A 26,058-nucleotide genomic window follows, 5' to 3' on the forward strand; every position below is an offset into this window, starting at 1 on the left:
GTCGGGCCCATGCGGGTCAAAGCCGGGCACGCGTAAACGGGTTCCAGCGCACTGTGCCAAGCCGCACTTCCTCGCGTACCATGGTGAGGAGGCCTGAGGCGCCGACGACTGCAAGGCCGACCAGCGTCATCGCGTCGGGATATTCCCTGAAGAACATCGCCCCGAGGATGACCGCCCAGACGATCTGCGAATAATGCGTCGGTGCAATGCGGTTTGCGGGCGCATATTTGGCCGCCAGGAGATGCAGCAATTGGCCGCCGGCGGTGAACAGGCCGCCCAGGACCAGCCAGCCCAATTGCCACAGATTGGGGAGCGTAAATGACGTCGCGACCGCGCCGACCCCGTTGAAGAGCAGCCCATAGCCGATCAGCGAGCCCAACATGGTCGTGCGCTTTTCCTGCTGGGCAAGCGAGCGCATCAGGATGACGATGGTCGCCGCGACGAAGGCATTGGCGAAGGCGGCGAGATGGCCAAGATGCAATTCGCGGAAGCCCGGCCGCACCACCAGCATGACACCGGCGAAGCCCGCGACCACGGCAAGCCACCGCCAGGGGCCGACCTCCTCCTTCAGGATGACGGTCGAAAGCACGGTGACGAGCAACGGGGCCAGGAAGAGCAGCGCGTAAACCTCCGCCAGCGGAATGGTGGTGAAGGCATAGACGCTGAGCACGCCCGACGCGATGCCGGCCCAAGCGCGCGCCTGCACGGCCCAGGGCCGCCCGGTGCGCCAGAAATCGCGCCAGCGCTCCTCCTTCGGCCGGGTGAAGAAGAGGAAACAGCCGGCAAACAAGGTCATGAAGAAGCCGATCTCGAAGACGGTGAACTGCCCGCCCAGACCCTTGATGACGGCGTCGCTGAACGAATAGTTTGCGTAAGCGAGAAGTGCGAGCAGGATTCCGTTCGGCACGATTCCATTTCCGGGAGAGAGACGTGAAGATACTGGCGCTGGGGGCACATCCCGACGATATCGAGATATTCATGTTCGGTACGCTGGCCGCCTATGCCGCGCAAGGCGCAGAACTGACTTTCGCCATAGCCACGGACGGCGCCAGGGGCGGCACGGGCGACCCCAAGGCGCTTGCCCGCTTGCGGCGCAAGGAAGCGACCACGGCGGCAGGCCTGCTCGGCGTCGAGCCGCGCTTCCTCGACTTTCCCGACGGGCAGCTCGTCGCCGATGCCGCGTTCATTGCGGCGCTGAAGGCACTGATCGGCGAGGTGAAGCCCGACCTCGCTATCACCCATGCGCCCTCCGATTATCACGGCGACCACCGCGCCTTGTCCGACGGCGTGCGGCTCGCCGCATCCTTCGCGGTGCCGGTGCTGCATGCCGATACGCTCGGCGGCACAGGCTTTTCGCCGACGCATTATGTCGAGATTTCGCATCATTGGGACATCAAGGCGAAAGCGATCCTCGCGCACCAGTCGCAGGGTCCGGAGCACTATGTGCACAGGGCGCGCCTCCAGAATGAGTTTCGCGCCGGACAGTGCAACGGCGCACCCGGCGCGCTGGCCGAGGCTTTCCGCTTCGAGCCGACCTTCCCCTTCGCCGACATACGTGCGCTCCTGCCGCCGGCTCCGCCGATCCGGCCGGTGTGACGACAGGTCCGGGCCCCGCCAACGCGGCCAGCTGACGTCAGCAGGACCCAGATCCGGCGATCATTTCCCAATGATTTCAATGACGCATTTCGCCATGCTGCGGCGCAGCAACGAATTCGCTTGCGTTGTTTAGTAAAAAGCGCATCACTAAACAAATTACTAAACATCGGGCGGCGCATTCGCCCCGCCGTGTTTGGGCCCTCGGAGGAGCGAGGGTTGAGGGCTCTTGAAACCGTCATCCGGACGCGTTTCGCAAATGGGAGGTAAGGCATGAAATCGACCTTGAAACTGGCGTTGGGACTGGCCTCGGCGATCTTTGCGTCGACAGCCGTCTCGAACGTCGCGCATGCGGAAGACCTGACGCTGTGCTGGGCGGCCTGGGATCCGGCCAACGCGCTCGTGGAACTGTCCAAAGACTTCACCAAGGAAACCGGCATCGGCATGAAATTCGAGTTCGTGCCATGGACCAATTACGCCGACCGCTTCCTCAACGAGCTCAACTCGCACGGCAAGCTCTGCGACCTGATCATCGGTGACAGCCAGTGGATCGGCGGCGCCGCCGAGAACGGCCATTACGTCAAGCTGAACGACTTCTTCGACAAGGAGAAGATCAGCATGGACGACTTCGTGCCGGCGACCGTGGTCGGCTATTCGGAATGGCCGAAGAACACGCCGAACTACTGGGCGCTGCCGGCCATGGGCGACGTCGTCGGCTGGACCTATCGCAAGGACTGGTTCTCGCGGCCCGAGTTGCAGAAAGAATTCAAGGAGAAGTATGGCTGGGACCTCGCCCCGCCGACCACCTTCGACCAGCTGAAGCAGATCGCCGAATTCTTCCAGAAGCGGCAGATCGACGGCAAGACCGTCTATGGCGCCTCCATCTACACCGAGCGCGGCTCGGAAGGCATCACCATGGGTGCCATGGACGTGCTCTACAGCTACGGCTTCCAATATGAGAACCCGAAGAAGCCCTATGAGATGGAGGGCTTCGTCAACTCCGAGAAATCGGTGAAGGGGCTGGAATTTTACAAGGCGCTCTATGACTGCTGCACACCGCCCGGCGCCTCAAACAGCTACATGGGCGAAGGTGTCGACGCCTTCAAATCCGGCCAGGTGGCGATGCACATGAACTTCGCCTTCACCTGGCCTGGCCTGCAGAAGGACGAGAATGTCGGCGGCGACAAGATCGGTTACTTCGTCAATCCGAAGGGTCCCGACGGCGACCAGTTCGCGCAGCTCGGCGGCCAGGGCATTTCGGTGGTCTCCTATTCCGACAAGCAGGAATCGGCGCTGAAATACATCAAGTGGTTCGCCAACAAGGATGTGCAGGCCAAGTGGTGGTCGCTCGGCGGCTATTCCTGCCTGAACTCGGTGGTCAAGGACCCGAAGTTCCCGTCCAGCCAGCCCTATGCTCAGGCCTTCCTCGACTCGATGGCAATCGTGAAGGACTTCTGGGCGGAACCCAGCTACGCGCCGCTGCTGCAGGCCTCGCAGAAGCGCTTCCATGACTATGTCGTGGCCGGCCAGGGCTCGCCCAAGGACGCGCTCAACGGGCTGGTCAAGGACTGGACGCAGGTCTTCCAGGACGACGGCAAGATGTAAGCTCCTCCCGAGCTCGATCCACGCGTCCCGTGCCGCCCTTGGCACGGGACGCAGTTCAGATAAATTCCACAGTCGGAACTTACCCGTGACCGAAGCAGGACTTACCATGCTCGATCGGACTGCGGACAACGTTGCCCGGGCAACACCGGAACCGTTGGCCAAGAAGATCCGGGGCATCAGCGACAAGGGCCTCGCCTGGCTGTTCATCTCGCCGACGATCCTTTTGCTGTTGGCCATCAACATCTTCCCGCTGTTCTGGGCGATCTATCTCTCCTTCACCAATTTCCGCGCCAACCGGCCGAACGAGGTGGTGAAGAATCTGGGGCTCGCCAATTACCAGCGCATCCTCGGCGACCAGGACATCTGGATCGCCATGCAGACGACGGCGCATTTCGTGTTCTGGACGATCCTTCTGCAGACGGTGATCGGCTTCACGCTGGCCTGGCTGATCGACCGCAAGTTTCGCGGCCACGCCTTCTGGACCACCATCATCCTGGTGCCGATGATGTTGTCGCCGGCGGTGGTCGGCAATTTCTGGCGCTTCCTCTACGAGCCGCAGATCGGGCTGTTTTCCTATGTCGTCTCCTTCGTCACCGGCATTCCGCCGACGAATGTGCAGATGCTGTCCAATGTCGAGCTGGCGCCTTGGGCGATCATCATCGTCGACACCTGGATGTGGACGCCCTACGTGATGCTGATCTGCCTCGCCGGCCTGCGCTCCATCCCCGAATACATCTATGAGGCGGCCGAGGTCGACCGCGCCTCCAACTGGCGGCAGTTTTGGTCGATCACGCTGCCGATGGCGCTGCCCTTCATCATGCTGGCGGTGCTGTTTCGCGGCATCGAGAATTTCAAGATGTTCGACATGGTCAACCTTCTGACCGGCGGCGGACCCGGCTCGACCACGGAAGTCGCCTCGATCACGCTGAAGCGGCAGGCGTTCGAGAGCTGGCGCACCGGTTATTCCTCCGCCTTCGCCATCATCCTGTTCGTCGCCGTGTTCGGGCTGGCCAACATCTACGTCAAGGCGCTCAATAAGGTGAAGCAGAGATGAGCCTGACCACCGCCCATTCCGTCGTCGCACCCTCGTCGAACGCGAAGCTGATCGCCGGCACGATCATCATAGCCTATGCGCTGATCTCGATCGTGCCGCTGCTGTGGATCTTCGCCACCAGCTTCAAGACGCCGCCGGATTCGATCGCCTATCCGCCCAAGATCGTCTTCCAGCCGAGCATCGAGGGCTATTGCAATCTGTTCACCACCCGGACCCGGCAAACGCCGGAATATATCAATTCGCTCGGACCGGCGACCGGCTTCTGCGACGAGACGGTGCGCAAGCGCAACATGGTGATCGCCGGGCCGTCGAACTTCCTGCCGCGCTTCGTCAACTCGCTGATCATCGCCTTCGGCTCGACCTTCTGCGCGGTGTTCCTAGGCACGCTCTCGGCCTATGGTTTCTCGCGCTTCAAGGTGCCTCTGGCCGACGACCTTCTGTTCTTCATCCTGTCGACGCGCTTCATGCCGCCGATCGCGGTGGCGATCCCGATCTATCTGATGTACCGCGAGCTCGGCCTCTCCGACACCGCGCTCGGCATGATCCTGCTCTACACCGCGGTCAATGTCTCGCTGGCTGTGTGGCTCTTGAAGGGCTTCATCGACGAGATCCCGCGCGAATATGAAGAGGCCGCGATGATCGACGGCTACACTAGGCTGCAGGCCTTCTGGCGCACCGTGCTGCCGCAGGCGACGACCGGCATCGCCGCGACCGCCATCTTCTGCCTGATCTTTGCCTGGAACGAATACGCGTTCGCAGCGCTGCTCACTTCCGGCACGGCGCAGACCGCGCCGCCCTTCATCCCGACCATCATCGGCGAGGGCGGCCAGGACTGGCCGGCGGTTGCCGCCGGCACGACCATCTTCCTGGTGCCGATCCTCGTCTTCACCATCCTGCTGCGCAAGCAACTCTTGCGCGGCATCACCTTCGGCGCGGTGCGTAAATGACTAGTGTGGGAATAAGTCGACCCCCACTCCGTCGAGCTTCGCTCGACACCTCTCCCCCGATCGACGGGGGAGAGGAAGGACGCGAATTTCATTCAGCCAGGCTCCCTTCATCTCCCTCCGGAGGGGGGAGAGGTGGCGCTGCGAAGCAGCGACGGAGTGGGGGAACCACCTGGCAACCATCTCTCCCCTTGAACGGGAAGGAAGGGAGGAACGCATGAATCGCTCTGTTGCCTCCAAGCGCTCCTCTTGGCCCGTCTGGGCCAGGCGCGGCCTGATGGAAAACATCGCGACCGCGATCATCGCGATCGGCTTCCTGATGCTGTTCCAGCCCTTCGCGCTGTCGCTCTACACCTATTCATTCATCACCATGCTTGCCGGCACGGTGATGTTCATCATCGTCTCGAAATTCCCGGAATAGAGATGGCCGAGATCCGTGTTCAGAATCTGAGGAAAGCCTTCGGCGCATTCGTCGCCGTGCAGGATTCCAATTTCGTCGTCGAGGACGGCGAGTTCTTCGTCATGCTCGGCCCGTCCGGCTGCGGCAAGACGACGACGCTGCGCATGATCGCCGGTCTCGAGCTGCCGACCGGCGGCAAGATCCTGCTCGGCGGCGAGGACGTCACCATGCGCCGGGCGCGCGAGCGCGACATCGCCTTCGTCTTCCAGCTCTTCGCGCTCTACCCGCACATGAATGTGCGCAAAAATATCGGCTTCCCGCTGCTGGCGCAGGGCATGCCCTCGGCCGAAATCCGAAGCCGCGTCGAGGAGACAGCAAAGCTGCTGCGCATCGACCATCTGCTCGACAAGTCCGTTTCCGGCCTTGCTGGCGGCGACCGCCAGCGCGTCGCGCTCGGCCGCGCCATCGTGCGGCGGCCGAAATGTTTTCTCATGGACGAGCCGCTCGGCACCCTCGATACCGAGTTCCGCGATCTGATGGTGCATGAGCTGCGCGAGCTGCACAACCGCATCCATGCGACCACGGTCTATGTCACGCACGACCAGATGGAAGCGATGTCGATGGCCGACAAGATAGCGGTGATGAATCACGGCGTCATCGAGCAGTTCGGAAGCCCACGCGAAATCTACGACCGGCCGGCGACCATGTTCGTCGCCGATTTCATCGGCTCGCCGCCGATGAATTTCCTCAAGTTCGGTGGCGGCCTCGCCAAGGGTGCGAAGGAGATCGTCGTGCAGGGCGCCAAGGTCGCGGTGCCGGAGGTACGCGAGGATGTGGCACCCGCCGACATGGCGCTCGGCATCCGGCCCGAGCACATCCGCTTCGACGATGGCTCGAAGCTGCGCGGCGCGATCTACGGCACCGAATATCTCGGCACCACGCAGATCGTCGCCGTCGAGACGGCCGACGGCATCATCAAGGCGCGCGTGCCGGCCGGCATCCATCTCAGCCCCGGCGAGCAGGTCGGGCTGGCGCTGAACGGCGCGCGGCTCTCGCTATTCGAGAAGGGTTCCGGCCGCGCGGTCAGGACCGCCATGCATGATCAGGCAGCGGAGGCGCGCCATGGCTGACGTTCACATCCAGGGCGTGACCAAGAGCTTTGGCGACACCGTCGCGATCGACGATCTCGACCTCACGATCAAGGACGGCGAATTCGTCGTGCTGCTCGGGCCGACCGGCGCCGGCAAGACGACGACGCTGAGGCTGATCGCCGGACTGGAACGGCCGGACAGCGGCACGATCCACATCGGCGGCCATGACGCGACGGCGCTGTCGCCGGCCGAACGCGACACCGCCTTCGTCTTCCAGCAATATTCGCTTTATCCGCATCTTTCGGTGTTCGACAATCTCGCCTTCCCGCTGCGCTCGCCGGCGCGGCGGTTTCCCGAAGAGGCGGTGCGCCGCCGTGTCGAGGAAGTCGCGCGCATGGTGCGCATCGATCACAAGCTCGACAACCGCTCGACGAAACTGTCCGGCGGCGAGATGCAGCGAGTCGCCATCGGCCGTGCCCTGGTGCGCAAGCCCGCGATCTACCTGATGGACGAGCCGCTGTCCTCGCTCGACGCCAAGCTGCGCGCCGATCTCAGGCTCGAGCTGAAGCGCATCCAGTCCGAGCTCGGCGCCACCATGCTCTATGTCACGCACGACCAGATCGAGGCGATGACCATGGCCGACCGCATCGGCATTCTCGCCGATGGCATGCTGGTGCAGATCGGCACGCCGCGCGCGATCTATTCTGAGCCGGCTAATCTTCATGTCGCAGCCCGCCTCGGCCAGCCGGCGATCAACCTCTTGCCGGCCGGACTGCTGCCTGACGGCGGCGCGCCGGCCGGAACGATGACGATCGGCGCGCGCACCGAGCATCTCGCGATCGAGAAGGCGCTGAACGGTCATGCCGACGGCGTCGTCGACTGGGTCGAGCATCTCGGCGACCAGAACCACCTGCATGTGACGGTGGGGCCGAAGAAGCTGGTGACGCTCACCGATCCGGAAACGCCTTTAGCCAAAGGGGATAAGGTGACGATCCGCTACCTGGCGCCGCTCTATTTCGGCTCGGACGGGCAAAGATTGATGTAGCCGGCTCGCGCATAAATTTACAAACCGATTGACGACCGCAGATACGGACTGGACGAAATTCATGAAGCACTTTTTCAACCGCAAGGACACGATCGTCACCGAGGCGCTGGACGGCTTCCTCGCCACGGCGGGATCGGGCGCGCTGGCTCGCCTTGACGGCTACCCCGAGATCAAGGTCGTGCTGCGCGCCGAGTGGGACAAGACGAAGGTGGCGATCGTTTCCGGCGGAGGCGCGGGGCATGAACCCTCGCATGCCGGCTTCGTCGGCGCCGGCATGCTGACGGCGGCCGTCTCCGGCGAGATCTTCGCTTCGCCCAGCGTCGAGGCGGTGCTGGCGGCGATCCGCGCCACGACGGGGTCGGCCGGCTGCCTGCTGGTCGTCAAGAACTACACCGGCGACCGGCTCAATTTCGGACTGGCCGCGGAAAAGGCGCGCGCCGAGGGCCTTGCGGTCGAGATGGTGATCGTAGGCGACGACATCGCGTTGCCCGACATCGCCCAGCCGCGCGGCGTCGCCGGCACGTTGTTCGTGCACAAGATCGCCGGTCATCTGTCCGAAGCCGGTCACGACCTGGCGTCGGTTGCCGCAGCGGCACGGGCGGCGGCCAAGGACATCTTTTCGCTCGGCATCTCGCTTTCCTCCTGCTCGATCCCCGGACAGGCGCATGAGGAGCGCTTCGGCGCGGATGACGGCGAGCTCGGCCTCGGCATCCATGGCGAGCCGGGCGTCGAGCGCATCGCGCTACAGAGCGCCGGCGCATTCGTCGCTGTCATGGCCGAACGCCTCGCGGCGCGGCTCGATCCTGGCGGCCGCTATGCCTTGCTGATCAACAATCTCGGCTCGGTACCGCCGCTCGAAATGTCTTTGATCGCCAACGCCGTCTTGTCCTCGCCGCTGGCGAAGGCCGTGGCGCTGACGATCGGCCCCGGGCATCTGATGACGGCGCTCAACATGAACGGCTTCTCGCTGTCGTTGCTCAAGCTCGACGCGGAACGCGAGGCGGCACTGCTGGCGCCCGTCGGCCCGCATGCCTGGCTGCCGGCAAAACCGGTTCGTCAGCCGGTCGTTATCGCGATGGCCAAGCCCGCCACCGGCGCAGCCACGAAGCCCGCCAGCCGCGATGCGGCCGCCGAGCGGCTGATCAGAGCTGCCTGCCAAAAGCTGATCGCGCTCGAAGAGCCGCTCAACGGGCTCGACGCGAAGGCAGGCGACGGCGACACCGGCTCAACCGTGGCGACCGGCGCGCGCAGCATTCTCGAGCGCATCGACACGCTGCCGCTCGCCGACAAGGCCGCGACATTTGCCGCAATCGGCGATGCGCTGGGTGCGTCGATGGGCGGCTCCAGCGGCGTGCTGTTGTCGATCTTCTTCACCGCCGCCGCACAGACTTTGCGTTTCGGCGCAACTTTGCCCAAGGCGCTGCTCGCTGGGCTAGACCGCATGACTTTCTACGGCGGCGCCAGGATCGGCGACCGCACCATGGTCGATGCGCTGGAGCCGGCACTGCGGGCGCTTGATGCAAGCGGGCTGGAAGCGGCGGCAGAAGCGGCGCGGCAAGGCGCCGAGGCAACCGCGGCGATGCAGAAGGCGAAAGCCGGCCGCTCCGCCTATATCGGCAGGCAGCTTGACACAGCGGATCCAGGCGCCTTCGCGGTCGCCGAAGTTTTCGCTGCCCTGGCGGCGCTGTTCACCCCGGCATGAAGGACAGACAATGGCCGCAGCCGATTTCTCCCGACTGATCGCGGCGGCGGCCGATACGATCGCGGCACATGCCGAGGAATTGACCGCGCTCGACCAGGCGATCGGCGATGGCGACCACGGGCTGAACATGAAGCGCGGCTTCGAGGCGGTGCGCACCGAGGCCGACGCCTTCGCGGCGAAACCGCTGCCCGAAGCGCTGAAGGCTGTCGGGACCAAGCTGGTAATGACCGTGGGCGGCGCTTCCGGGCCTCTCTTCGGCACGCTGTTCATGGCGCTCGGCAAGGAATTGCCGGCAGCACCCGATCGAAGCGGCTTGGCCGCGGCACTGGGCAAGGCGATCGAGGCGGTTGCCGCGCGGGGTAAATCTCAAGTTGGCCAAAAAACCATGCTCGATGTGCTGCAGCCGGTGTATGAGGCACTGACTCAAGGCAAGACGGCAAGCGAAATCGCCGACGCCGCCGATCAGGCGGCTGAAGCCACGGTGCCGATGAAGGCCTTGCGCGGGCGCGCCTCCTTCCTGGGAGAACGCTCGATCGGGCATATGGACGCGGGAGCGCGCTCGACCGCGCTTCTGGTGCGCGCAGTCGCCGAAACTGTCGAGGGCATTTGATGAGCAATGTCGGTATCGTCATCGTGTCGCATTCGCCCCTGGTCGCCGAGGGCACGGCCGATATGGTGCGCCAGATGGTGGGCGACGAAGTGCCGCTTGCATGGTGCGGCGGAAACGGCCATGGCGGCCTCGGCACCAGCGTCGAGGCGATCATGGGCGCGATCGACAAGGCCTGGTCGGACGCGGGCGTCGCCATCCTGGTCGATCTCGGCGGCGCCGAGACCAACTCGGAGATGGCGGTCGAAATGATCGGCGAGCCGCGCTCCCACAGAATAGTCGTCTGCAACGCGCCGATCGTCGAGGGCGCGGTGATGGCGGCAACCGAATCCTCCGGCGGCGCCTCGCTCAAGGAAGTAGTGGCGACGGCGCATGAATTGTCGCCGTCGTGAACGAACGGGAACCGACTGAATGTCCGCATCCGCCGAAGCAACGGTCCTGATAACCCACGCGGTGGGACTGCACGCGCGTCCTTCGGTGAAGTTCACCAAGCTTGCCAAGTCGTTCGCGGCCGAGGTGGAAGTGGCGGTGGCGGCAAACGGTCCGTGGTTCGACGCCAAGAGCATCGTCAAGGTGATGGCGGCCAAGGCGCCGAAAGGGACCATGCTGCATATCCGCGCCAAGGGCGATGGCGCGACCCAGGCGGTGAAAGCACTGGTCGACCTGGTGCAGCGTGACTTCGACGAGGACGCGGATCATGCCCGGTCCGCTTGAGACCGATCTGAATGTCGCCAGGCCCGCAAGGAATGCGAGCCATGCGGGTTGAGGGTATCCCCGCCTCACCCGGCTACGCCGAAGGCCCGCTGTTCGACCTCGACCAGCCTCCGGCCAGCTACAAGGCCAAGGCGAGTGCCGAGGAAGAACAAGCCGCATTGGTGAGCGCAATCGGCAAGGCCGTCGGCCGGCTGGCGGCGCTGGTCGAAACCGCCGATGGCGACGCCGCCGGCATCCTTGAATTCCACATCGCCATGCTGGAGGACGACGCGCTGAGCGGTCCGGCCCTGGCGGCGATCGGCTCCGGACAGCCGGCGGACGCCGCCTGGCGCGCGGCGCTGGACAATGAGATCGCCGGCTATGAGGCGTCGGACCAGGACTATTTCCGCGCCCGCGCCGCCGATTTGCGCGACATCCGCGACCAGGTGCTGCGGGCGCTGAGCGAGGACAGCGAGGCCGCGACGCCCCCGGGCGCGATCCTTTATGGCGACGACATCGCGCCGACGCGCTTCCTCGAAACCGATTGGAGCATAGGCGGCGGCATCGCGCTCAAGCGCGGCAGCACCGCCAGCCATGTCGCTATGCTGGCGCGCTCGCGCGGCGTGCCGATGGTCGTCGGTCTCGGCGACGAGGCTGAAACGCCCACCGGTGCCGCGCTGCTCGATGCCGAACGCGGCGGAATCATCTTTTCGCCTTCGCCGGCCGAGATCGAAACCTTCCGGCGGTCCGCCTCCACCTTCGCCGACCGCCAGGGCGCTGCGCGGACGTTCCTGACGGAGCCGGCGGTGACCAAGGCCGGCACCTCCGTGCGCGTCCAGGTCAACATCGCCTACCCTTCCGATGTCGACGGCATCGAAATCGAAAGCTGTGACGGCGTCGGCCTGATGCGCACGGAGTTCCTGTTCGGCAAGACGTTGCCGGATGAGGAGACGCAATATCGTGCGTATCGCAAGGTGCTGGAATGGGCCGGCGACAAGCCGGTGACCATCCGCACCGTCGATGCCGGCGGCGACAAGCCGGTGCCGGGTTTCACCGTCGAGGAAACCAACCCGTTTCTCGGCCTGCGCGGCATAAGGCTTTCGCTCAAGCGGCGCGACATTTTTCGCGTGCAGATACGGGCATTGCTGCGCGCCGCCATCCACGGCAATCTGAAGGTGATGTTTCCGATGATCGCCACGCCCGAGGAGTACAGCCACGCCGCCGCGCTGTTCGCGGAAGAACAAGCCGCGCTTGCCGCGCAGGGCGTCGCGCACCGGCTTCCGCCACTCGGCATCATGGTCGAGGTGCCGTCCGTCGCACTGGCGCCGGAGGATTTCGCCGATGTCGCCTTCCTCTCGATCGGCTCCAACGACCTGACGCAATATGTGATGGCGGCGGCGCGGGACAATGCGGCGGTCGCGCATCTCAACGCCGTCCGCAACCCGGCGGTGCTGCGGCTGATCGCTGCGATCACGGCCTTCGGACGGGAGAGAGATATTCCGGTCAGCCTATGCGGCGATGCGGGCGGCGATCCGGCAGCCATCCCGGCCCTGCTCGAGGCGGGTTTGCGCGACCTGTCGGTCGCCCCTGCGCAGCTCGCCATGGCCAAGGCGGCCATCGCGGACATTCCAGTGTAGACGCGGCATGGCCAGGACCGAGAAGATATCGGAAACAGGCTCGGAGGAGGCGATCCGCGCCTACAAGACGATCCTGTCGCAGGTGATCGACCAGCGTCCGTCGGGCATGCGCCAGCGTCTTGCCGACGCGCTCGGCAAGCACCGCAGTTTCGTCACCCAGATCTCCAGTCCGGCCTATTCGATCCCGATCCCGTCAAAGCATCTGCCGTCGATCTTTTCGGTCTGCCATTTCAGCCAGGCCGAGCGCGACCAGTTCATGGCCGCTTATCACCAGGCGCATCCCGGAAAGGTTCCAGCAGCGCCCGGTCTGCGCAGGACACGCCATGTCTCGCTCATCGTGCCGGATTTCGGCGACGACAGGCAAAACGCCGCGCTCGACCGGGCGATCAACGAATTCATCCAGAAAATAACCAGCATCGCCGGCAAGGGCAGCGGCTGAGCAAGAGCAATTCCAGGAAAAGTGTCCAGCGGTTTTTCCGTTCGGAATTGCATAAACTAAGACGTCGGGAGGACTGCCATGAAGAAATTCATCAACTCGGTGGACACGGTCCTGACCGAAAGCCTCGACGGTTTCGCGGCCGCTCATGCCGACATACTCGTGCTTGGCGACGAGCACAAATTCATCCGCCGCAGGGCGTTGAAGCCGGGCAAGGTGGCGCTGATCTCGGGCGGCGGCTCCGGCCACGAGCCGCTGCATGGCGGCTTCGTCGGCCACGGCATGCTGGACGCCGCCTGCCCCGGCCAGGTCTTCACCTCGCCCACGCCGGACCAGATGCTGGCCGCCGTCGAGGCTGTCGATACCGGCGCCGGCTGCCTGTTCATCGTCAAGAACTACGAAGGCGATGTGATGAATTTCGACATGGCGGCAGAGATGGCGGACGGCGTGCTGCAGGTGGTGACCAATGACGACGTCGCGGTCGAGAACTCGTCCTACACGACCGGACGGCGCGGCGTCGCCGGCACGCTGGTGGTGGAAAAGATCGTCGGCGCCGCAGCCGACCAAGGCATGGCCCTGCCCGACCTCAAGGCGCTGGGCGACCGCGTCAACGCCGCGACGCGCTCGATGGGCGTGGCGCTGACCAGCGGCACGGTGCCCGCCGCCGGCAAGCCGACCTTCGAGATCGGCGACGGCGAGATGGAATTCGGCGTCGGCATCCATGGCGAGCCCGGCCGTCGGCGCGACAAGCTGAAGAGCGCCGACGCCATCGCCGAGGAGGTTTGCGCTGCGATTGCCGGCGACTTCGGCGATCGCGCCAAAGGGCCGGCACTGCTGTTCGTCAACGGCTTCGGCGGCACGCCGTCCATGGAGCTCTATCTGATGTACAACAGCGCCCGCAGGGTGTTCGAGAAGCAGGGCGTGACGGTGGTCCGCTCGCTCGTCGGGTCCTATGTGACCTCGCTCGACATGGCGGGATGCTCGATCACGCTGACCATGCTGGACGACGAAACGTCAGCACTTTGGGACGCGCCGGTACACACGGCGGCGCTGCGCTGGGGGATGTAGCCGGCTTCAGCCAAGACCGAAGCCCGAGGCCTCAAAGCGTCTTTGACGCCACGGCCACCACGCTGGAGAGTTTTCCAGCCTTGCGCAGCAAAGGCGCCTCATATTTCTTCTTCGTCATTTCCAACACCCTCCGGATCAATCCACAGAATGGACGATCCGCGCGGAAAGTCAAACTCACAAGCCGGCTTTGCCGCCGCGCACTGGTTTCCAGTGTGCTTTTCTGTAAGCATGGGCTTGTTCCTATCATTCGAACGCCGTCCGGGTTAATGCTGCCTTCTCTTGCGCCTGCCGATGAAAAACTGCTGCTGACCTTCGCCGACCCAGAGGCATCGGCCGCCATTGGCGATGGCCTTGCGGCAGCAACCCTGCTGGCGCTGCTCGCCAACGCGGAGTTCCACGGCGTGCTGCCGATCATGCTGCGCAAACTCAGGGAGATCGGTGAAGCCCGACTGCCGCAGGACGCAACCCTGCAGCGGAGACTGTCGGAGTTGCGCGACGAGGCGACGATGGCGACCGGCCAATCGATGCTGCTGCAGTACCATGGCGACCGCATCATGAAAGCGCTGGCGGCAAAGGGCGTGCCGGCCCGGATCGTCAAGGGGCCGGTGTTCGCGCGCAAGCTTTACAGCCAGATTGCGGACCGTCCCTTTACCGACATCGACATTCTCGTCGACCCCGCCGGCATCGAGGCGGCCAACAAGACCATCCGCGAATGCGGCTTCGAGCTCGGCAGCGACGAGGCCGCGTCGCATGAACTGCAGGAATTCAAATGGCTGGAGAAAGAGAACTCCAGCCTGCTGATCGAATTGCATGGCAATCTGGTGCACGACACCGGCATGCGCAGACGCCTGTCGCTTGGCTTTCGCGAGTTGCACGCGATCGACGGCGGCGAAACCGACACGCCGGCCGCGCTGCTCACCATCGCCATCGTCCATGCCGCCGGCGGCCACAAGTTCCACCGCCTGCAGCTCTGCGTCGACGTGCTGCAAGGCGTGCGGGCGCTGAAATCGTCTCAAGAGGAAGCGCGGCTGCTCGATGCCGCCCGCATGACCGGCATCGAGCTCGAGCTGGCCACAGTCCTCAACGTCACCGGACGCCTGTTCGGCGCGCCGCGCGCGATCGAGCTTGCCGACCGCATCAAGCCGGACCTCTCGATACGGTTGGCGAAATGGCTTATCACCGGCAACATGCTGCTTCGGGTCAATTCCCGCGAGAAACTGCGCTCGCGCCTCAGTCGCGATGCCTTCCGCTGGGTGCAGAGGCTGGCGCGGCCGCGACCATATCCAGCCTGAGCTCGGCATGGAGAACCCGCTCTCGGCCGTATTCATCACCGAGATTTCGTCCGTCACCGCGCCCATGCTTGCGCGCTGGGCAGATAACGGCCATCGCGTTGCTGCCGTGGTCGTGCCGGGCCCACTTGCCGGCAAGCGCTTCAGCTTCAGTGCCCTGCGCCGCCGCCTGCGGCGACGGTTTGCTTTGAGGTCTCATCTCGGCCACGCCATGCCCCCATTGATCGAATTCAGCCCGCCCCATGATTGGGATGCGCTTGGGCCGCGGCTCAGCGCGGCCCGCGCCGATCTTTTGATCTGTTTCGGATACAGCAAACTGATCCCGCAAACCGTGCTGGAGCTGTTTCCGAAGGGCGGCCTCAACCTGCATCCCGCGCTTCTGCCGCACTATCGCGGTCCGCACCCAATGCACCGGCTAATTATCGATCAGATGCACGAAGCCCATGGCGGCGTGACCTTGCACAAGATGACATCCGACTTCGATGCGGGCGATATCCTGGCGCAGGTTAGCTTTGCAGCAGAGGATTGGCGTTCGGCCGCAACGGTGAACCAGGCCCTGGCCAACGCAATGGCTGTGCTCGCGACGGATGTTGCGCCTGAGTTTTGCAGGGGCAGGCTTGCCGGAATGCCCCAGCCGGATGGGGCCTATGTCTGGGCGCGCATCGAGCGCGGCCCGTTTGTCGTCGGCAAACAATTTTCAAGCGAGCATGTCGCGCGGCTATGCCGGATCGTCGGGTCGAGTGTTCCGGTCAGTGTCCTGATCAATGGCAGACCGGTCCGGCTCGCTCAGCCGATCCGCCGCCTGGGACCACCCAGCGGCGAAGCCGCGAAATGCCGACGGGGAGTTGTGGAATTCGACTGCGCCGACGCGCGCGTCGTGCATCTGGTCTACAACAAGCTGTCCCGGCTGTTCTTGCGTTGGCAGTCAAAACCCCGCCACCGCGGTCGCGAGCAGCCATCCTTCGACATCCGGCGTTTCGGCGCGAAGGACTGAGCACGCGTCAACTTGGCAGCGCAGCCTGGATCAACTCCGCCGCCTCGGCCGGACTTGCCCCGACTTCGAGCGTGAAGGTCGGCACCGCCTTCACCAGCGCCGCGATCGTCGCCATGCGCCTTTTCTGCAGCGACAGCAGGCCGGTCATGCCGGTCCTTACATTGTCGGTTGCCAAAGCCACCATGGCGTCTGTCCTGGCCATCGGCAGCAGCCGGGTCTCGGCGTCTGCCGAGCGTGCAAGGTGCAGGAGCGCTGTGACGGGCCTGGCGCGCACATCCTCGACACGGATGATGTCGCCGAGGCGGTCCAGCGAAACGGATTGCTCGCCCTCGGCGTCCCACTTCTCGCCCAGGCAGGGCGAGACGAAGGGCAGCATCGCCGCCGTGTTGCGGTGGACCTTCACCTTGCGCGGCATGCCCCAGGCCGTGATGCCCTGCGCGCTTGCGTTGAGGATCATCACGTCGTCCGAGCAGAGGCCGAAGCCCCGCGAGGCAAGCGCCAGCGATGTCGTGGACTTGCCCGTGCCGCTTGGTGCATGGATGAGGACCAGGCCGTCCTTTTCAGGCAAGGTGAGACCCGCAGTGTGCAGCATATGCTGGCCGTCCGCATCGAGTGCTGCATCCAGCACCATCATCAGCAAAGTCCACTTGATCTTGCTGTCGGGATGAAGACGGATTTCGGCCCGGCCCTCGCCGTCGTGGATCGATAGCGTCTGCTGGCCCGGAAAAACGAGATGGAAGACGCTTCCGGCGTCGATCATGCGGCAATGGCCGTCTAGCGGCACGTCGCCGTCGAAAGCCAGCTTTCCTTCGGGGTTTTCGTGCAACTGAAGCGTTTCGACGATGTTGACGCGAAAACCGGGCTGGACAGGCTCGTTCATACGCAGGGCGCCGAGCATCAGGTCGAAGCTCGGCCACAGATCGGCACGCGCGGCGGTGATGCCTATGACCTGGCCGTTGAGATCATAGCGGAAGGTCTGCTCGCTCAAGCGGCTGGCGCCTTCATGCTGGCCGGGTGGCGGTAGATCTCCACCATGCCGGGCTGGCTGTCGCTGACCACCGGCTTGCCGTCGAGGCAGACCCAGCAATGCGCCGACAGGCGAGGCTCGTGCATCGACCTGGCGTCGACGCCGAAACGCAGCTCTGGATTAAGACCGGCCATGCGCAGAAAGCGGAAGCCGAGCAGACCTTCGCGAAGGCATCTGCGGTCGCGCATCAGCCAAGGGCGTCGCACCGTCCGCTTGACGCGATGGACGATGTAGGTCCAGGGCAAGTCGCGATAGGGTGCGGGTGACTGCAGCGGCGCCAGTTTCAACACGCTTTCGAAATCGCGCCGGCCAACCAGCACCGGCATCAGCCGGGCGCTGAGCCACAAATGGACGCGGAACAGGGCGCGCAGGACCGGTCCGTCGGCCATCACGCGTCCGGGTCGGCGAGAATGCCTTCAGCCACCAGCTCGGCGGCCAATTCGGCCATATCCTGATCGAGCGTTGCCTTGTCGACCTCGAATTCCTCCGACAGCAGATCGACGATCTGGTCGAGCTTGCGCGCGCCGTTCACCTTGTCGAGAAAAGCCTCGGTCGTGTCGTTGCAGGTGTAAAGCTGGCCGCTGCGCGCCAAAAGCACGACCGCGCCATCGCCGACATGCTGCACGGACGCATCGTCCGCCATGCGCAGCACCGTTTCAGAGCCGATTTCAGCCATGCGCCCTCCAGTCCAGCAAGAATGCCGCAGAGCAAGTAGCGCGACAAGGCAGTGCTGTCCATTGCCGCATGGTGCCGTCAGGAGTTGGCAGCCTGTGCGGATGCATCGGACAGCTTGTGGCAATCCGGCAACAATCCTGACCAAATGGCGACAAAAAGGTGTTCTTTCGATGACCAAAAAGCAATGGCTATGGTATTCGACGTTGGCATTCTTCGGATTTGGGGGCATCTATGAAAAGGCTCATCCTTTCTTCAACTTTCCTGGTGGGGTTTGCTCACACTTCGTTTGCTGCCGACGTCTTCGCGCCGCAAGACACTGCCGTCTATAATTGGTCGGGTGTTTATGTCGGCGCTGATGCCGGTTATGGCTGGGGCAATTCCACCCAAGATTTCGACGGCATCGACTACAACGTACCGCTCGATCCGAAGGGCTGGCTCGGCGGCTTATATGCCGGCTACAACTATCAGCTTTCGAACGGCGTCGTTCTGGGCGTCGAAGGCGACTTCAATTTTTCGGATATCGACTCGAAGGGCGTTCGCGGTATCAGTGCTGGTGTGGACGATCCAACCTTCAGTTATGGATCCGACCTCAAGTGGACTGGCTCGCTACGCGGGCGGCTTGGCTATGCAGCAGGCCAATTCCTGCCTTTTGTGACAGGCGGGCTGGCCGTCGGCCGCTACGAGAACTTCCAAACAGCCGCAGGAGTTCCCTACTCTCATACCAATACCTTCACCGGCTGGACCTTAGGCGCCGGTGTGGACTATGCGATGGCCGAGCATATAGTGTTGCGGGTCGAGTATCGTTACACAGACTTCGGCGATAAGCACATCGTCGACCCAGTCTGGACGGACTGGAATGTTGATCTATCCACCAACGACGTTCGGATCGGCATCGCCTACAAGTTCTGAGGGTCCACAACATGTGACGCCACTTATTGCTGCGTATTTCGCAATCAAAAAGGGAAGCCTGCTGGGCTCAGCCAAGCTGGCTTTTGTCTTTTGACGGAATCGACGGAGTGCGACTTCAGCGCCTCCATGGCCGCAAAACGACAATCATCGAATGGTTGTCTAGCTGACCAAAAGCGGGGATTGCATTTCTTTCCTTAAATAAGCTGTGAAGTCGCCGGGGTTTTTGGGGAGATAGTGCCATGCGTTACAATTGGGATCGGGCTCCGACGGCTTTCGAGCGTCATCGCAAGGCATTGGCGGCCGCCATTCTGATCGCCGGCGGCGTCGGGCTGATGCTGGCGGCACTGCCGCTCTAAGCCGGCTTTCAATCCGCGACCGGCAGAACGGCGCTCCAAGCGAAACGCCGCTGGGGAACTTTGACAAGCAACGTCGATCAAAATGCAGGGAGACATGGCCGCGAGAAGCGGCTTAGGCTATGGCCAGACGACGGAATGTTCCTGGGGAGGAAAGTCGATGGCCTCACGCTACCGCGAAGTCTATGAGAGCTGGAAACGCGACCCCGTGGGGTTCTGGGCCGAGGCGGCCAAGGCGATCGACTGGTATAGGCCGGCCGAAAGTGTCTTCGATCCAAAAGCCGGCGTTTATGGCCGCTGGTTCGTCGGCGCCAGCTGCAACACCTGCTTCAACGCCATCGACCGCCATGTGGCGGGCGGCCGCGCCGACCAGCTGGCGCTGATCCACGACAGCGCGATCACCGGCACGGTGCGGAAATTCACCTATGCGGAGCTAAAGCGCGAGGTGGTCGCGTTGGCGTCGGTGCTGAGGCATCGCGGCATCGGCAAGGGCGACCGCGTCATCATCTATATGCCGATGGTGGCGGAGGCGGCCGTCGCCATGCTCGCCTGCTCCCGCATCGGCGCCGTGCATTCGGTGGTGTTCGGCGGCTTCGCCTCGCACGAGCTCGCCACCCGCATCGACGACGCCAAGCCGAAGCTGATCATCACCGCCTCCTGCGGCCTGGAGCCAGGCCGCGTCGTCGCCTACAAGCCGCTGCTCGACAAGGCGATCGAGATGTCGAAGCACAAGCCTGACGCCTGCCTCATCCTGCAGCGCGAGCAGCTGCGCTGCGAGATGAAGGACAATTACGACTTCGACTACGCCGATGCGGTTGCACGCGAACGCGCCGCCGGCGCCAATGTCGATTGCGTGCCGGTTTTAGCCACCGACCCGCTCTACATCATCTACACCTCCGGCACGACCGGCCAGCCGAAAGGCATCGTGCGCGACAATGGCGGCCACATGGTCGCGCTGAAATGGACCATGGACAACGAGTTCGGCGTCAAGCCGGGCGAGGTGTTCTGGGCGGCTTCCGATGTCGGCTGGGTGGTCGGCCATTCCTATATCGTCTACGGACCGCTTCTGCATGGCTGCACCAGCGTGCTGTTCGAAGGCAAGCCGATCGGCACGCCGGACGCCGGCACCTACTGGCGGGTGATCTCTGAGCATGGCGTGGTGGCGCTGTTCACCGCGCCGACTGCGTTTCGCGCCATCAAGGGGCAGGATCCCAAGGGCGAGTTCGTGCCGAAATACGACTTGTCGAAATTCCGCACTTTGTTCCTGGCCGGCGAGCGCGCCGACCCCGAAACCATCAAGTGGGCGGAGCAGAAGCTCGCCCGTCCCGTCATCGACCACTGGTGGCAGACCGAGACCGGCTCACCAATGACGATCAACCCGGCCGGCCTCGGGCTTCTGCCGGTGAAATACGGCTCGCCCGGCGTGCCGATGCCGGGCTACGACATCCGCATCCTCGACGATGCCGGACACGAGGTGGCGCGCGGCACACTCGGCAATGTCGTGGTCAAGCTGCCGCTGCCCGCCGGCTGCCTGCCGACGCTGTGGAATGCCGACGCCCGCTTCCGCCAGGCATATCTCGAGGAGTTCCCCGGCTACTACAAGACCGCCGATGCCGGCATGATGGACGAGGACGGCTATCTCTACGTAATGGCCCGCACCGACGACATCATCAACGTCGCCGGCCACCGTTTGTCGACCGGCGCCATGGAAGAGGTGCTGGCGGCTCACCCCGATGTCGCCGAATGCGCGGTCATAGGCATTGCCGATGCCATGAAGGGCCAGGTGCCGCTCGGCTTCGTCGTGCTCAATGCCGGCGTGTCGCGCGATAGCGGCACGATCGAAAGTGAGGTTGTGGGGCTGGTGCGCGAGCGGATCGGCCCGGTTGCGGCCTTCAAGACCGTGGTGACGATCAAGCGGCTGCCCAAGACCCGCTCCGGCAAGATCCTGCGCGGCACGATGCAGAAGATCGCCGACAAGGAGGAATGGACCATGCCGGCGACGATCGACGATCCGGCGATCCTGGACGAGATCAGGGCGGCGCTGAAGGGACGCGGCATCGGGGTGTAGTCGCCGGCAGACGACCGCGTTAGGATCAATTTACCAATTTGTACCGCACTGCAATCGCTTATTGTGCAGCGCAGCAATAAACTTTAAAGTTTGCGTGGGGGGCCACACCGAAGGCACCGCATGGCCCAGCACAAGACGACATTCGGCGGCGTCGACATACTGCGATTGCCGGCTGCCGTCATGGTGATGTTCTATCACTATATGGCGGCTGTCGCGCTGATGGCGTTGTCGCGGCGCCTCGGCTTTTCCTGGCCCGGCTGGCGGCGGATCGGGCCGATGACCTATCCGCTCTGTCTCATCCATGATGTCGGCGCGGCGATGCTCGGCGCCCTGATGCGTGCCGACGTGCCGTATCTTGCAGCGATCGCCGCCGTCGGCGCGGTGAGCTGGCTGATCGCGACCGAGGCCGAGCCGCGCGTCCGGCTGCTCTTGGAACATACGCTGTTCCGCCATCGGTTGAAGGCCGCCTGACGACGCGACTGCCGATCGCGCGCCGGTGTGGAATTGTTTGCATTCGGCATGATATCGAGGCGCAGATCAGTGCAAGTAGCCGAGCCTCAATCCGTGAATCTTTTCCAACGATCGAGACGCCCTCGACCCGCGCCACGCGAGCGCCTCGTCATGGACATGCGCGACATGGTCGTCTACGCAATCGGCGACGTGCATGGCTGCCACGACGAACTGCGCGCGCTGGAGCAAAAGATCCAGATCGATGCGCAGCGCTTCAGCGGTCGCAAGATCATCATCATGCTGGGCGACTATATCGACCGCGGGCCGCATTCGCGGCGCGTGATCGACCATCTGATGGCGCCGCCACCGAAGGGCTTCCAGCGCATCTGCCTCGCGGGAAATCATGAAGTCGCGCTGCTCCTCTATCTGGACGGTCATCTCTCGCGTGAAACCTGGCTCGGCTATGGCGGCCGCGAAACCCTGTTCTCCTACGGCGTTGACCCTGACCGGCTGATGAGCCTCTACGGTTCGAGCGAGCAGGCGGATGTGCGCATACGTGAGGCCATTCCAGCCAGCCATGTCGACTTCCTGCGCAGGCTGCCGGCGATGGTCTGCTCCGAGCATTTCGTCTTCGTGCATGCCGGCATCCGTCCCGGCGTGGCGCTCGAGGCGCAGGACGAGGGCGATCTGCTCAACATCCGCGAGGAGTTCTTCCAGGCGGCGCACCGTCTCGACCGCTGGGTGGTGCACGGACATACGATCGTGGCTGTTCCGACACTCGACGGACGCCGGCTCGACATCGACACCGGCGCCTTTCAAACGGGACGGCTGACGGCGCTCAGGATCGTCGGCAAATACGGCCGGCTGCTGTCCTCGCGGGATTAGGACGGTTCACGCTCCTAGGCTGAACCGCCCCCGATCTCTGTCTTTCCGAACGGAAACACGCCTCAGGCGGCCTGCTTGGGGCGCTGCTCCGATTTTTCCAGATAGTAGCTCGAATAGCGGTCGAAGAACCTTTCCGAGCCGCCGAGCGAGCCGTATTTCGCCAGCTTCTTCAGATCGACCTTGTTGAGCACCGCGCCGATCACCTTATTGGCGATATAGGGCTCGGATTCCAGCATCGAGCGCACCATGTTGCGGGGCGTGCGGCCCCATTCGGTGACCAGCACAAAGCCGTCGACCAGCGGCGCGAAGGCCTTGGCGTCGACGACGGGCCCGAGCGGCGGCAGATCGACGATGATGTATTCGAACGTCTCCTTGGCGTTTTCGATGAAGCGCCGCATGCCGGCCGAGCCCAGAAGCTCGCTGGTGTGCGAGAATTGGCCGCGCAGCACGGCGGGAATGATCGCCAGCTTGGTCTGGCGATCGACCTTGCCGACGGACTGCCAGCTCTGGCCGTTGACCACCGCTTCCATCAGGCCCTGCTCGGCCTCCATGCCGAGGCTGCGGCTCAGGCCTGGATTGCGCAGGTCGCCGTCGATGAGCAAGGTCTTGGCACCGTTGGCCGCGAGCAGGCCGGCGAGGTTCGCGGCCACCGTCGACTTGCCTTCCCCAGGCAGCACCGAAATGACGCCGATGACCCGGCTGCTGCGGTCTTCCATCACCACGTCGAAGGCGATCTTGGCGTTACGCAGCGTCTCGGCGAACATCGAGGCCGGGGCGTCGATGCTGACGCGCATGCGCGCCCGTCTCTCAGCCGCGGAGAGGCTGGCCACCTTGCCGTCGGCAGGCAGGTCGTCGGCTTTGGTATCCTTGGCCTTGCCGCCGCCGATCGTCGGCAGATAGCCGAGGAATTTCAGGCCGACGCGGTCGCGAACGTCCTCGCCCGTCCTGAAGAAACGCTCGTTGAACTCGTTGAGGCCGCCGAAGCCGGCGCCAAGCATCAGGCCGAGCACCAGCGAGAGCGCCAGCACGCGCAAGGTGCGCGGGCTGGAGGCCGCGAGCGGCATCGTCGCGTCGGAAATGATGCGGACCTTGCCGACCGGGAAGGATTGCTGCTGCGAAGCTTCCTCATAGCGGCTGAGGAAGGTCTGATAGAGCGTGGTGAGCGCCTGTGCCTGCTGATCGAGCTCCTTGAGCTTCACCTGTGACTGGTTGTCGATCGAGCTCTTGCCGGCAGCGGTGGAAATCTTGTCGCGCAAAGCAGTTTCGCGCGCCTGCGCCACCTCGAAATCGTTGCGGTAGCTTTCGGTGAGCTGTTTCAACTGGCCGAAGATCTGCGCCGAGACATCGGCCTTTTCCTTGGCCAGCGCGACCGCTTGCGGGTGATCCTTGCCGAAATTCGTCTCGACGTCCTGCAGGCGCTTGGCAATGGCCAGATAGCGTGTCTTGAGCGCGATGATGACCGAGCTGCTCGGCTGGTCGGCGCCGATGGCCGAATCGTTGAAGGCGCTTTCGGAGCCGCTTTCGACGATCGCCTTGTATTGCTGATAGCGGGCGCTGGCTCTGGCGGTATCGGCCTGGGCGACGATGAGCTGTGCGTTGAGATCGGCGAGTTGCTTGTCGCTCAGGAGCTGGCCGTCGCTGTTGGCAGACAATCCATGTTCGGCCCTGAACTTCTCGACGGCCAAGGCTGCCCGCTGAGAGCTCTCACGCAACTCCGTGAGCCGGCCCTGCAGCCACAAGGCCGCGCGCTCGGTGGCGTCGAAGCTGGCGTTGAGCTGGTCGGCCAGATAGGCGTCGGCATAGGCCTTGGTGATGGCCGTGGCGAGTGCCGGATCTGTCGACTGATAACCGATGCTGATGACGTTGGCACGGCCGACGCGATCCGCCATCAACCCGGTCTGCAGCATGAGAATCGCGTAATCGTGGGTCGCGGTCTTGATCATGGCTTCGCGCGTCGCGGCGTCGACATTCTCGATACCGGGAAGCTCGTTTGCCGAGCTGCCGCGGAAATAGCCGACAACACTGCGCAGGAACCCCACACCCTTGGCCAAAGCCGACTGCGGCGGGCTCATGAAGTCCGGGTTTTGATCGAGCTTCAGCTTGTCGACCACCACAGACGCCAGCCGCGCCGAGTTGAGAACCTCTATCTGGCTGAGAATCGTCGCGTCCGTTTGCACCGTGGCGCTCGCAGCCGAGATGTCGTCGACGACCTTGTTCAGCCCTTCATCAATCAAAACGCTGGCGACCGCCGTATACTGCTTGGGCGTAGTCTGCAGATAGATGACGCCCAGGCACAGACCGATAATGGCGCACACCGCCACCACCTTGGCCTGTCGGGCGGCCATGCCAAGCAGACGCTCGATATCGATGAAGTCTTCACCCTTTTCCGGATCGGTGCTGGGCAACGGCATCCTCTTGTCGAGGGGGAAGGTGGCATAGTTCATCTTCGGTCCAATTCCAGGTTGCAGGCGCTATCGGCCTTGGTAGATCGGCGTCGTGACCAGAAAAGACCGCGCAACGTTGCTGCCAGGATGCGCCGGGCCGGAAGGCCCGGGCGCTGGTGTGGCTGTCGCGCCATCGCGAAACCGCATATGCACCCGAAAGATGGGCATTATGCGGCCACTTCCCGGCGCTCATGCGACCGGACAAATTGCTGCAGCATCTCGAAGACAGGGCCCTTCATGTCGTCGCGCGCCAGGGCGAAGGCGATGGTGGCCTCGATGAAGCCCTCCTTGGAGCCGCAGTCGAACATGCGGCCGTCGAAAGGCCGGGCGTAGAAAGACTGGCTTTGGGCCAGCCGCACCATGGCGTCGGTGAGCTGGATTTCATTGCCGGCGCCGCGCTGCTGATTGCCGAGCAGGGCAAAGATCTCCGGCTGCAGAACGTAGCGACCATTGATGTAGAAATTCGACGGCGCATTGGCCGGCGCGGGTTTTTCGACCATCGCCGTCACTTCGAAGCCGGATGCCACGTCGGCGCCGCGGCCGACAATGCCGTATTTGCTGGTTTCGGCCGGGTCGCAGCGCTCGACGGCGATCACATTGCCGCCGGTCCGCTGATAGAGATCGACCGTCTCGGCGAGGCAGCCCCGCGCGCCGAAGGACACCATGTCGGGAAGCAGCAGCGCGAAAGGCTCATTGCCGATCACCTCGCGCGCGCACCATACGGCGTGGCCGAGGCCCTGCGGCGACTGCTGACGGATGAAGGAGGTGGCGCCGGCCTCCGGCAGCAGGCTTTCCAGCGCTTCGAGCTGCGCTTTCTTGCCGGTCTGCTCCAGCGTGCCGATCAGTTCAGGATGCAGGTCGAAATAGTCCTCGATGACCGCCTTGTTGCGGCCGGTGACGAAGACGATGTGCTCGATGCCGGCCTCGAACGCCTCGTCGACGGCATATTGCACGACAGGCTTGTCGACGACGGGCAGCATCTCCTTCGGCATCGACTTGGTCGCCGGCAGGAACCGCGTTCCGAGCCCCGCCACCGGGATGACTGCCTTCCTGACTTTCTGCATCTGCTCTTCCTTCTGAGAGAAAAGA

Annotated in this window: 27 protein-coding genes; 20 read left to right on the forward strand and 7 right to left on the reverse strand. The window is 63.9% G+C overall.

Annotated elements, in window-relative coordinates; genetic code table 11:
* Positions 1–16 precede the first annotated feature (16 nt).
* Entirely contained in the window at positions 17–907 is an 891-nt protein-coding gene (locus CK219_RS07665) for a DMT family transporter (protein WP_095766126.1), read from the reverse strand.
* A 23-nt stretch (positions 908–930) separates the two neighbouring features.
* On the opposite strand from CK219_RS07665, the gene CK219_RS07670 reads away from it, so the two are divergent.
* From CK219_RS07670 to dhaK, 14 genes are all read left to right on the forward strand, one after another.
* A complete protein-coding gene (locus CK219_RS07670; RefSeq protein WP_095766127.1) occupies positions 931–1,596 on the forward strand; it encodes a PIG-L deacetylase family protein in 666 nt (221 codons plus the stop codon).
* Positions 1,597–1,866: 270 nt separating this feature from the next.
* The gene (locus tag CK219_RS07675; RefSeq protein ID WP_095766128.1) at positions 1,867–3,198 is read left to right on the forward strand and encodes an ABC transporter substrate-binding protein; all 1,332 of its coding nucleotides are present in this window, start codon (positions 1,867–1,869) and stop codon (positions 3,196–3,198) included.
* Between the two features lie 106 nt (positions 3,199–3,304).
* Positions 3,305–4,252, forward strand: coding sequence for a sugar ABC transporter permease (locus CK219_RS07680; RefSeq protein WP_095766217.1), 948 nt, complete (start codon positions 3,305–3,307; stop codon positions 4,250–4,252).
* Positions 4,249–5,199 (forward strand): carbohydrate ABC transporter permease, encoded by a 951-nt coding sequence (locus CK219_RS07685; protein WP_041001244.1) that lies wholly within the window; start codon positions 4,249–4,251, stop codon positions 5,197–5,199. Before CK219_RS07680 ends, CK219_RS07685 begins: the two co-directional genes overlap by 4 nt.
* A gap of 214 nt (positions 5,200–5,413) precedes the next feature.
* Entirely contained in the window at positions 5,414–5,617 is a 204-nt protein-coding gene (locus tag CK219_RS07690; RefSeq protein WP_095766129.1) for a hypothetical protein, read from the forward strand.
* Between the two features lie 2 nt (positions 5,618–5,619).
* A complete protein-coding gene (locus tag CK219_RS07695; protein ID WP_095766130.1) occupies positions 5,620–6,726 on the forward strand; it encodes an ABC transporter ATP-binding protein in 1,107 nt (368 codons plus the stop codon).
* Positions 6,719–7,732, forward strand: a complete 1,014-nt coding sequence (locus CK219_RS07700; RefSeq protein WP_095766218.1) for an ABC transporter ATP-binding protein — start codon at positions 6,719–6,721, stop codon at positions 7,730–7,732. The genes CK219_RS07695 and CK219_RS07700 overlap by 8 nt, the downstream gene beginning before the upstream one ends.
* Positions 7,733–7,793: 61 nt before the next feature.
* Positions 7,794–9,434 (forward strand): dihydroxyacetone kinase subunit DhaK, encoded by a 1,641-nt coding sequence (locus tag CK219_RS07705; protein ID WP_095766131.1) that lies wholly within the window; start codon positions 7,794–7,796, stop codon positions 9,432–9,434.
* A 10-nt stretch (positions 9,435–9,444) separates the two neighbouring features.
* Positions 9,445–10,044, forward strand: a complete 600-nt coding sequence (gene dhaL / locus CK219_RS07710; protein ID WP_095766132.1) for a dihydroxyacetone kinase subunit DhaL — start codon at positions 9,445–9,447, stop codon at positions 10,042–10,044.
* On the forward strand, positions 10,044–10,433 hold the full coding sequence (gene dhaM, locus CK219_RS07715; RefSeq protein ID WP_040988688.1) for a dihydroxyacetone kinase phosphoryl donor subunit DhaM: 390 nt from the start codon (positions 10,044–10,046) through the stop codon (positions 10,431–10,433). The genes dhaL and dhaM overlap by 1 nt, the downstream gene beginning before the upstream one ends.
* Before the next feature lie 19 nt (positions 10,434–10,452).
* Complete coding sequence (locus CK219_RS07720; RefSeq protein ID WP_095766133.1) at positions 10,453–10,755, forward strand: HPr family phosphocarrier protein; 303 nt, start codon at positions 10,453–10,455, stop codon at positions 10,753–10,755.
* Positions 10,756–10,796: 41 nt separating this feature from the next.
* Positions 10,797–12,371, forward strand: a complete 1,575-nt coding sequence (gene ptsP, locus CK219_RS07725; protein WP_176476952.1) for a phosphoenolpyruvate--protein phosphotransferase — start codon at positions 10,797–10,799, stop codon at positions 12,369–12,371.
* Between the two features lie 7 nt (positions 12,372–12,378).
* Positions 12,379–12,810 (forward strand): hypothetical protein, encoded by a 432-nt coding sequence (locus tag CK219_RS07730; RefSeq protein WP_095766135.1) that lies wholly within the window; start codon positions 12,379–12,381, stop codon positions 12,808–12,810.
* A 78-nt stretch (positions 12,811–12,888) separates the two neighbouring features.
* Positions 12,889–13,875 carry a dihydroxyacetone kinase subunit DhaK gene (dhaK, locus tag CK219_RS07735; protein WP_095766136.1) on the forward strand — a complete coding sequence of 329 codons (987 nt, stop codon included), beginning with the start codon at positions 12,889–12,891 and terminating at the stop codon, positions 13,873–13,875.
* 98 nt (positions 13,876–13,973) lie between these two features.
* Here the strand turns inward: dhaK and CK219_RS32560 are convergent, their stop codons facing one another.
* Positions 13,974–14,105 carry a hypothetical protein gene (locus tag CK219_RS32560; RefSeq protein ID WP_280950868.1) on the reverse strand — a complete coding sequence of 44 codons (132 nt, stop codon included), beginning with the start codon at positions 14,103–14,105 and terminating at the stop codon, positions 13,974–13,976.
* A gap of 36 nt (positions 14,106–14,141) precedes the next feature.
* Here CK219_RS32560 and CK219_RS07740 point away from each other — a divergent pair, with 36 nt between their 5' ends.
* On the forward strand, positions 14,142–15,167 hold the full coding sequence (locus tag CK219_RS07740; RefSeq protein WP_095766137.1) for a nucleotidyltransferase family protein: 1,026 nt from the start codon (positions 14,142–14,144) through the stop codon (positions 15,165–15,167).
* 7 nt (positions 15,168–15,174) lie between these two features.
* Positions 15,175–16,158: a formyltransferase family protein gene (locus CK219_RS07745; RefSeq protein WP_176476953.1), complete on the forward strand. Its 984-nt coding sequence runs from the start codon at positions 15,175–15,177 to the stop codon at positions 16,156–16,158.
* A gap of 7 nt (positions 16,159–16,165) precedes the next feature.
* Here the strand turns inward: CK219_RS07745 and CK219_RS07750 are convergent, their stop codons facing one another.
* From CK219_RS07750 to CK219_RS07760, 3 genes are read right to left on the reverse strand one after another with little or no spacing between them, the layout of a single operon-like run.
* Positions 16,166–17,146, reverse strand: coding sequence for a serine kinase (locus tag CK219_RS07750; RefSeq protein WP_095766139.1), 981 nt, complete (start codon positions 17,144–17,146; stop codon positions 16,166–16,168).
* On the reverse strand, positions 17,143–17,574 hold the full coding sequence (locus CK219_RS07755) for a lasso peptide biosynthesis B2 protein (protein ID WP_095766140.1): 432 nt from the start codon (positions 17,572–17,574) through the stop codon (positions 17,143–17,145). The genes CK219_RS07750 and CK219_RS07755 overlap by 4 nt, the downstream gene beginning before the upstream one ends.
* Positions 17,574–17,861 (reverse strand): PqqD family protein, encoded by a 288-nt coding sequence (locus CK219_RS07760; RefSeq protein ID WP_095766141.1) that lies wholly within the window; start codon positions 17,859–17,861, stop codon positions 17,574–17,576. The genes CK219_RS07755 and CK219_RS07760 overlap by 1 nt, the downstream gene beginning before the upstream one ends.
* Before the next feature lie 230 nt (positions 17,862–18,091).
* On the opposite strand from CK219_RS07760, the gene CK219_RS07765 reads away from it, so the two are divergent.
* The 4 genes from CK219_RS07765 to CK219_RS07780 all read left to right on the forward strand — a co-directional run bounded on the left by CK219_RS07765 (position 18,092) and on the right by CK219_RS07780 (position 22,525).
* The gene (locus CK219_RS07765) at positions 18,092–18,769 is read left to right on the forward strand and encodes an outer membrane protein (RefSeq protein WP_095766142.1); all 678 of its coding nucleotides are present in this window, start codon (positions 18,092–18,094) and stop codon (positions 18,767–18,769) included.
* 513 nt (positions 18,770–19,282) lie between these two features.
* Positions 19,283–21,190: a propionyl-CoA synthetase gene (locus CK219_RS07770; RefSeq protein WP_095766143.1), complete on the forward strand. Its 1,908-nt coding sequence runs from the start codon at positions 19,283–19,285 to the stop codon at positions 21,188–21,190.
* 120 nt (positions 21,191–21,310) lie between these two features.
* Complete coding sequence (locus tag CK219_RS07775; RefSeq protein ID WP_245340414.1) at positions 21,311–21,661, forward strand: hypothetical protein; 351 nt, start codon at positions 21,311–21,313, stop codon at positions 21,659–21,661.
* A 150-nt stretch (positions 21,662–21,811) separates the two neighbouring features.
* A complete protein-coding gene (locus CK219_RS07780; RefSeq protein WP_245340415.1) occupies positions 21,812–22,525 on the forward strand; it encodes a metallophosphoesterase in 714 nt (237 codons plus the stop codon).
* Positions 22,526–22,587: 62 nt separating this feature from the next.
* Here CK219_RS07780 and CK219_RS07785 read toward each other — a convergent pair whose 3' ends face one another.
* Complete coding sequence (locus CK219_RS07785; protein WP_095766144.1) at positions 22,588–24,969, reverse strand: polysaccharide biosynthesis tyrosine autokinase; 2,382 nt, start codon at positions 24,967–24,969, stop codon at positions 22,588–22,590.
* Between the two features lie 167 nt (positions 24,970–25,136).
* A complete protein-coding gene (gene galU / locus CK219_RS07790) occupies positions 25,137–26,033 on the reverse strand; it encodes a UTP--glucose-1-phosphate uridylyltransferase GalU (protein ID WP_095766145.1) in 897 nt (298 codons plus the stop codon).
* Positions 26,034–26,058: the final 25 nt, after the last annotated feature.

Source organism: Mesorhizobium sp. WSM4313 (assembly GCF_002294725.1).
GTDB lineage: Bacteria > Pseudomonadota > Alphaproteobacteria > Rhizobiales > Rhizobiaceae > Mesorhizobium.